The following is a 5,992-nucleotide window of genomic DNA, read 5'->3' as shown; positions in this document are numbered from 1 at the left end:
CCCCGATGCCCAGCCCGATCAGCAGCCCCTGCGGATCGTGCCAGAGCGCCGCCGGCACCACCGAGCCGAGGACGGTGAGCATCCCCGCGATCCACGGGATGCGGCGGGCCGAGGCCGGGGTGCCGTACAGGACGGCCGCGTACATCAGGTCGGTGTACAGCACGACCGTGACCACGCTGCCCAGGGTCACCGTGTCCAACGCCAGCATGAGGGTGCCGATCAGCAGGCCGGTGCGCGGCCGCACGCGGCGCAGCGGTTCGCAGGCGGCGGTCAGCGCCAGCGGGACCAGGGCCGCCCAGGGCGCGTGCCACAGCACCACGCTGTCCGAGCGGTCCCGGGGCTGGACGCCGAGCGCCCACAGCAGCAGCCCGCCGAGCAGCCCGCCCACGGCGATCCACCAGTCGTCTCGGTGCGGGCGGGGGAACGTGCGGGCCATGCCCTCCATCCAACACGCCCGCGGCCGGCCCCGCCTGCTCCCCGGGAAGGGTGCGGGACTGCGACTTTCGCTTACGGCACGGTCCTCAGCGCCGACGACGAAACCGGCCGGCCAGGGCGGGATCCTGGAGGGGAACGAGGGGAGCCAATCGTGATCGTCGGCCTGGTCATCGCCTGCGAGGTGGCGTTCTGGGTGCTGCTGGCGGCCGGGCTGGCCTTCCGGTACGCGCTGCGGATGCCGCGCACCGGACTGGCGCTGCTGTTGTGCGAGCCGTTGCTGGAGGTCGTGCTCTTCGTCGCCACGGCGATCGACCTGAAGAACGGCGCGCGGCCGGACTGGCGGCACGGGCTCGCCGCGGTCTACATCGGCTTCACCGTCGGCCTCGGCCACTCCACGGTCAAGTGGGTGGACGCCCGGGTGGCCCACCGCTTCGCCGGCGGCCCGCCCCCGGTGAAGCCGCCCGGGTACGGCACCGCCCGCGCCGTCCACGAGTGGAAGGTGGCCGGCCGCTGGATCCTGGCCGCGGGCGTCGCGCTCGTCCTGCTCCAGGGCGCGGTCTGGTACGTCGGCGACAGCGGCGACACCGGTTCGCTGCGCGCCTGGCAGCAGTCCATGCTGTGGCTGACCGGCATCAACGTCGTCATCGCGGCGAGCTACACGCTGTTCCCGAAGCGGGCCCCGGAGCGTGCCGGGGACCGGGAACGGGCCGGGCGGCGCTGACGCTCGCCGCCCGCGTCCGGCGCGCGGCGGCTAACGCTCCCCGCCCGGGACCCACAGCACGTCCCCGGTCTCCTGGTTGGCGCTGCGGGCGAGGATGAACAGCAGGTCGGAGAGGCGGTTGAGGTAGGTCGCGGTCAGCGGGTTCATCGTCTCGCCGTGTGCTTCCAGGGCCGTCCAGGTGGAGCGCTCGGCCCGGCGGACGACCGTGCAGGCCTGGTGCAGCAGGGCCGCGCCCGGGGTGCCGCCCGGCAGGATGAAGGAGCGCAGCTTCTCCAGCCGCTCGTTGAACCGGTCGCAGTCCGCCTCCAGCCGGTCGATGTAGAACTGCTCCACCCGCAGCGGCGGGTACTCGGGGTTCTCCACGACCGGCGTCGACAGGTCCGCGCCCACGTCGAACAGGTCGTTCTGGACGCGGGTGAGGACCGTGACGATCTCCTGGGCCAGCCCGCCCAGCGCGATGGCGGTGCCGATCACCGCGTTGGCCTCGTTGGCGTCCGCGTAGGCGGCGATCCTGAGGTCCGTCTTGGGTACCCGGCTCATGTCGCCGAGGCTGGTGGTGCCCTGGTCGCCGGTCCTGGTGTAGATGCGCGTCAGATTGACCATGCGGCCAGCGTAGTTACGCCCCGGCCGTCCGGAACACCCGTGTGCCCACCGTCACGGCCAGCGCCGTGAAGCCCACGGCGACCAGGACGCCGTAGAGCATGTGCGCGCTCGTGTAGTCGCCGACGTAGGCGTCCCGGACCGCGTCCACCAGATAGCGGAACGGGACGAAGTGCGACAGCACGTCCAGCCAGGCGGGCGCGAGGCTCATCGGGAGCATCAGGCCGGACAGCAGCATCGACGGCATCGACACCGCGTTGATCAGCGGGCCGAACTCCTGCGGGGTGCGCACCTTCATGCCGAGCGCGTACGACACCGAGGCCAGCGAGGCCGTGAGCAGGGCCACGAAGGCGAAGCCGATCAGGACGCCGGCCAGCGGTGCGCGCAGGCCCATCACCAGCGCGGCCAGCACCAGCAGCACCGCCTGGAAGACGAACACGGTGGCGTCCCGCAGCACCCGGCCGAGCAGCAGGGCGAGCCGGCTGACCGGGGTCACCCGCATCCGCTCCACCACCCCCTGCCCCTTCTCCATGATGACCGTGAAGCCGGCGAACAGGGCGCCGAACAGCCCCAGCTGGAGCAGCAGCCCGGGGACCAGCACCTGCCAGGAACCGCCCCGCCCGCCCAGCGGCAGGCCGGTGAGCAGCGGACCGAAGAAGACCAGGTACAGCAGCGGTGTCAGCACGCCGAAGAGCAGGGCGAAGCGGGAGCGCAGGGACTGGCGCAGATAGCGGCCGTAGACGAGGGCCGTGTCGTGGAGCAGCATCGTTTCCGGATCTCCTGTACGGCTATACGGCGACGGGGGCGGTGCCGGCCGGGGCCGGGCCGCGGCCGGTGATCGCGAGGAAGGTGTCCTGGAGGGTGGCGTCGAGCGAGCCGCCGTAGCGGAGCTTGAGCGCGCCCGGGGTGCCCTCGGCGGCGACCGTGCCCTGGTCGACGATCACCAGGCGGTCGGCGAGGGCGTCGGCCTCGTCCAGGTAGTGGGTGGTCAGGAAGACGGTCGTGCCGTGCTCGTCGCGCAGCCGGCGGACCAGTTCCCACAGGCCGGCGCGGCTGCCGGGGTCGAGGCCGGTCGTCGGCTCGTCCAGGAAGAGCACCTTAGGGCGGTGGGTGAGCGCCATCGCGATGTCCAGGCGGCGCCGCTGACCGCCGGAGAGCGCACCGGTCTTGCGGTCCAGGAACCCGGTGAGGCCGAGTTCGGCGGCCAGCTCGGCGGCGCGGGCGACGGCCCGCGCCTTGGGCAGGCGGTACATCCGGCCCTGGGTGACCAGTTCCTCCCGCACGGTGATCTGCGGATCGACCCCGCCGGACTGGGCGACGTAGCCGCTGACCCGGCGCACCCCGGCGGGGTCGGCCACCAGGTCGTGGCCGGCCACGGTGGCCGCGCCGCCGGTCGGCCTCAGCAGGGTGGTGAGCATCCGCAGGGTGGTCGTCTTGCCGGCGCCGTTGGGGCCGAGGAAACCGAGGATCTCGCCCTCGTGGACGGTGAGGTCGATGCCGCGGACGGCCTCGACGGGACCGGATCTCGTCCGGAAGGTGCGGGCCAGGCCCGCCGTGCTGATCACTGCTGCCATGCCTCCAGAAAAACAGAGTCTCTGAAAATTTGCAATGACCCCAAAGTTTGGGTGAGGCCAGTGAAGCTAGGATGAGGGCATGGCTGAGGGGCTCAGGGAGCGGAAGAAGAGGCAGACCCGGCAGTACATCTCGGATGTCGCCACGGGGCTGTTCCTGGAGCGCGGCTTCGAGGCGGTGACCGTCGCGGAGATCGCCGAGGCGGCGAACGTCTCCGTCAACACCGTCTACAACTACTTCCCCGCCAAGGAGGACCTCTTCTTCGACCGCTCGGCCGGAGTCGCCGGCCGGCTCGCCCGCTGGGTCCGCGGCCGGGACGTGGGGGAGTCCGCCGCGCGTGCCGTCCTGCGCGAACTGCGCTCCGAGGTCGAGGCCGTCTCGCCCCGGGTCGGCCTGATGGCGGGCTACGACCGCTTCATGCGGGTCATCCAGGAGGCGCCGGCGCTGCGTTCACGGCTGTGGAGCCTCCAGCAGGAGACCCACGACATCCTGGAGGCGGCCCTGCGAGAGGAGACCGGGGCCGCCGACGACGACCCGCTGCCGGACCTGATGGCCGGTCAGATCTGCTGGGTGCACCAGGCCGTCTTCGTCACCATCGGCCGCGAGATGGTCTCCGGTCGCAAACCGGCCGAAGTGTCACGAGAGGTCCTCGTCCTGATGGACGACATCGAGGACCTGTTGAGCGAAAAGGTCCTCAACTACGCCGTCCGAGGCGCGGCCTGACCCCTGCCGGTGTGATGTCCGTCAATTGAGACGTGACGCGCGTTACTTACCGGTCACACGGCGCCCCCGGAGCGCTATGGTCCGCCGGAGAGGCAGACGTTCAGCGCGTTCTAAGGGGAGTCGGAGTGGCACGGAAGCTTGCCGTCATCGGGGCCGGGCTCATGGGATCCGGTATCGCTCAGGTCGCCGCGCAGGCGGGCTGGGAGGTCGTGCTGCGGGACGTCACCGACGAGGCGCTGGGGCGCGGCACCGACGGCATCAAGGCTTCGTACGACAAGTTCGTGAGCAAGGGCAAGCTGGCCGCCGAGGACGCCGAGGCCGCCCTCGCGCGCATCACCCCCACCACCGACCTCGACGCCGCCGCCGACGCGGACGTCGTGGTGGAGGCCGTTTTCGAGAAGCTGGAGGTCAAGCACGAGATCTTCCGCGCGCTCGACAAGCTCGTGCGCGAGGACACCGTGCTCGCCTCCAACACCTCCGCCATCCCGATCACCAAGATCGCGGCGGCCACCGAACACCCCGAACGGGTCGTCGGCGTCCACTTCTTCTCGCCGGTGCCGATGATGCGGCTCGTCGAGCTGGTCCGCGGCTACAAGACCAGCGACGAGACCCTCGCCACCGCCCGGGAGTTCGCCGAGTCCGTCGGCAAGACCTGCATCGTCGTCAACCGGGACGTGGCCGGCTTCGTCACCACCCGGCTGATCTCCGCCCTCGTGGTGGAGGCGACCAAGCTCTACGAGTCCGGCGTCGCCACCGCCGAGGACATCGACCTCGCCTGCAAGCTGGGCTTCGGCCACGCCATGGGCCCGCTCGCCACCGCCGACCTCACCGGCGTGGACATCCTGCTGCACGCCACGAGCAACATCTACACCGAGTCCCAGGACGAGAAGTTCGCCCCGCCGGAGCTGATGCGCCGGATGGTGGACGCCGGTGACATCGGCCGCAAGAGTGGGCAGGGCTTTTACAGGTACTGAGCCCCACCCCGCCACACAGTCCCCGGGAGTATCACTCCCGGGGGTGAAATCGGTATCGGTTCGCTGACAGGCAGCAACCGCACCGCCACCCGCACAGTCAGACGGGGCACAGCAACCGTCACGGAGTACGCCAACCGCACTCAACGGGGAGCGCATATGCACATCAGGGGCGACCACGTCGAGCTGGTCGTCGGGGGCCGCCTCGACGTCCGCAGCGCGGCGGACGCCCGTACGGCCCTGCACTCGGCCGTCGACACCGGAGTCGGCGACCTGGTGCTCGACCTGTCCGAACTGGATTCCTGGGACGCCACCGGACTCGGCGTGATCATGGGTGCCCACCGGCGGGCCGGCCGCTGTGGGCGCCGGCTGGTGCTGCGGGGCGTGCCCCCGCAGATGCAGCGCCTGCTGGTGGCCACCCGGCTGCACCGCATCCTCGCCATCGAGGGCGGCATCGGCGTGGAGTCGCTGCCCCGGGTGTGAGGCACCCGCCGGGGCACGGCGCGAACCCGGCGGGGCCCGGCCGGACCGGGCGCGACCGCCGCACCGTACGGCGGGGGCAATCCTCCCGAGACCGTGACGTCTCGGACCGCGGGGCACCCCGCTCTGTCGCCGGAACCCGTCGACGGTTTAGGGTGCGGTCGCCCGCCGTCTCGCGACCCTCGACCGAGCGGGCCCGGACCAGAAGCGACAGCGCGGTGTGCGACGAGGCCGGGAGGGCCACAGCACGGGCACACGACGCTTTTGGGGAGCTTGAACCCATGGACCCGATCAACCCGGGACCCGAGGACCACGGCCAGGCGCACCACCGCCGCCCGTCCCGGGACCCCCTCGCCCCCGACCTCGCCCCGGCCGCGCCCGCGCCCGCCCGCATGGACCGGCTGGTCTGCGGCGACCTCCAGCTGACCGTCAACCCGGTCGACGGCAGCGAGATCGAGCCGTGCCCGCCGGCCGAGCGCCCCGGCAGGGC

At 71.8% G+C, this 5,992-nt stretch carries 8 protein-coding genes and 1 pseudogene; 5 read left to right on the top strand and 4 right to left on the bottom strand.

The window, feature by feature from the left end:
- Positions 1-436: pseudogene (locus tag H5J33_RS20395) on the bottom strand (two-component sensor histidine kinase); the annotation flags it as partial.
- A gap of 150 nt (positions 437-586) precedes the next feature.
- Here H5J33_RS20395 and H5J33_RS20390 point away from each other — a divergent pair.
- Positions 587-1,156, top strand: a complete 570-nt coding sequence (locus tag H5J33_RS20390; protein ID WP_181796367.1) for a hypothetical protein — start codon at positions 587-589, stop codon at positions 1,154-1,156.
- Positions 1,157-1,186: 30 nt separating this feature from the next.
- Here the strand turns inward: H5J33_RS20390 and H5J33_RS20385 are convergent, their stop codons facing one another.
- From H5J33_RS20385 to H5J33_RS20375, 3 genes are read right to left on the bottom strand one after another with little or no spacing between them, the layout of a single operon-like run.
- Positions 1,187-1,759, bottom strand: coding sequence for a cob(I)yrinic acid a,c-diamide adenosyltransferase (locus H5J33_RS20385; protein WP_181796366.1), 573 nt, complete (start codon positions 1,757-1,759; stop codon positions 1,187-1,189).
- 13 nt (positions 1,760-1,772) lie between these two features.
- Entirely contained in the window at positions 1,773-2,522 is a 750-nt protein-coding gene (locus H5J33_RS20380; protein ID WP_181796365.1) for an ABC transporter permease, read from the bottom strand.
- A 22-nt stretch (positions 2,523-2,544) separates the two neighbouring features.
- A complete protein-coding gene (locus tag H5J33_RS20375; RefSeq protein ID WP_181796364.1) occupies positions 2,545-3,330 on the bottom strand; it encodes an ABC transporter ATP-binding protein in 786 nt (261 codons plus the stop codon).
- A gap of 79 nt (positions 3,331-3,409) precedes the next feature.
- Here H5J33_RS20375 and H5J33_RS20370 point away from each other — a divergent pair, with 79 nt between their 5' ends.
- The 4 genes from H5J33_RS20370 to H5J33_RS20355 all read left to right on the top strand — a co-directional run.
- Positions 3,410-4,051 carry a TetR/AcrR family transcriptional regulator gene (locus H5J33_RS20370; RefSeq protein WP_181796363.1) on the top strand — a complete coding sequence of 214 codons (642 nt, stop codon included), beginning with the start codon at positions 3,410-3,412 and terminating at the stop codon, positions 4,049-4,051.
- Positions 4,052-4,176: 125 nt separating this feature from the next.
- Complete coding sequence (locus H5J33_RS20365) at positions 4,177-5,025, top strand: 3-hydroxyacyl-CoA dehydrogenase family protein (RefSeq protein WP_030610137.1); 849 nt, start codon at positions 4,177-4,179, stop codon at positions 5,023-5,025.
- Between the two features lie 156 nt (positions 5,026-5,181).
- Positions 5,182-5,505: an STAS domain-containing protein gene (locus H5J33_RS20360; protein WP_181796362.1), complete on the top strand. Its 324-nt coding sequence runs from the start codon at positions 5,182-5,184 to the stop codon at positions 5,503-5,505.
- A 278-nt stretch (positions 5,506-5,783) separates the two neighbouring features.
- The coding region (locus tag H5J33_RS20355) for a hypothetical protein (protein WP_181796361.1) at positions 5,784-5,992 on the top strand (209 nt) is incomplete at its 3' end.

Origin of the sequence: Streptomyces sp. WELS2 (assembly GCF_013870595.1) — a bacterium.
Taxonomy (GTDB): domain Bacteria; phylum Actinomycetota; class Actinomycetes; order Streptomycetales; family Streptomycetaceae; genus Streptomyces.
This window is presented reverse-complemented; position numbering and strand designations above follow the sequence as displayed.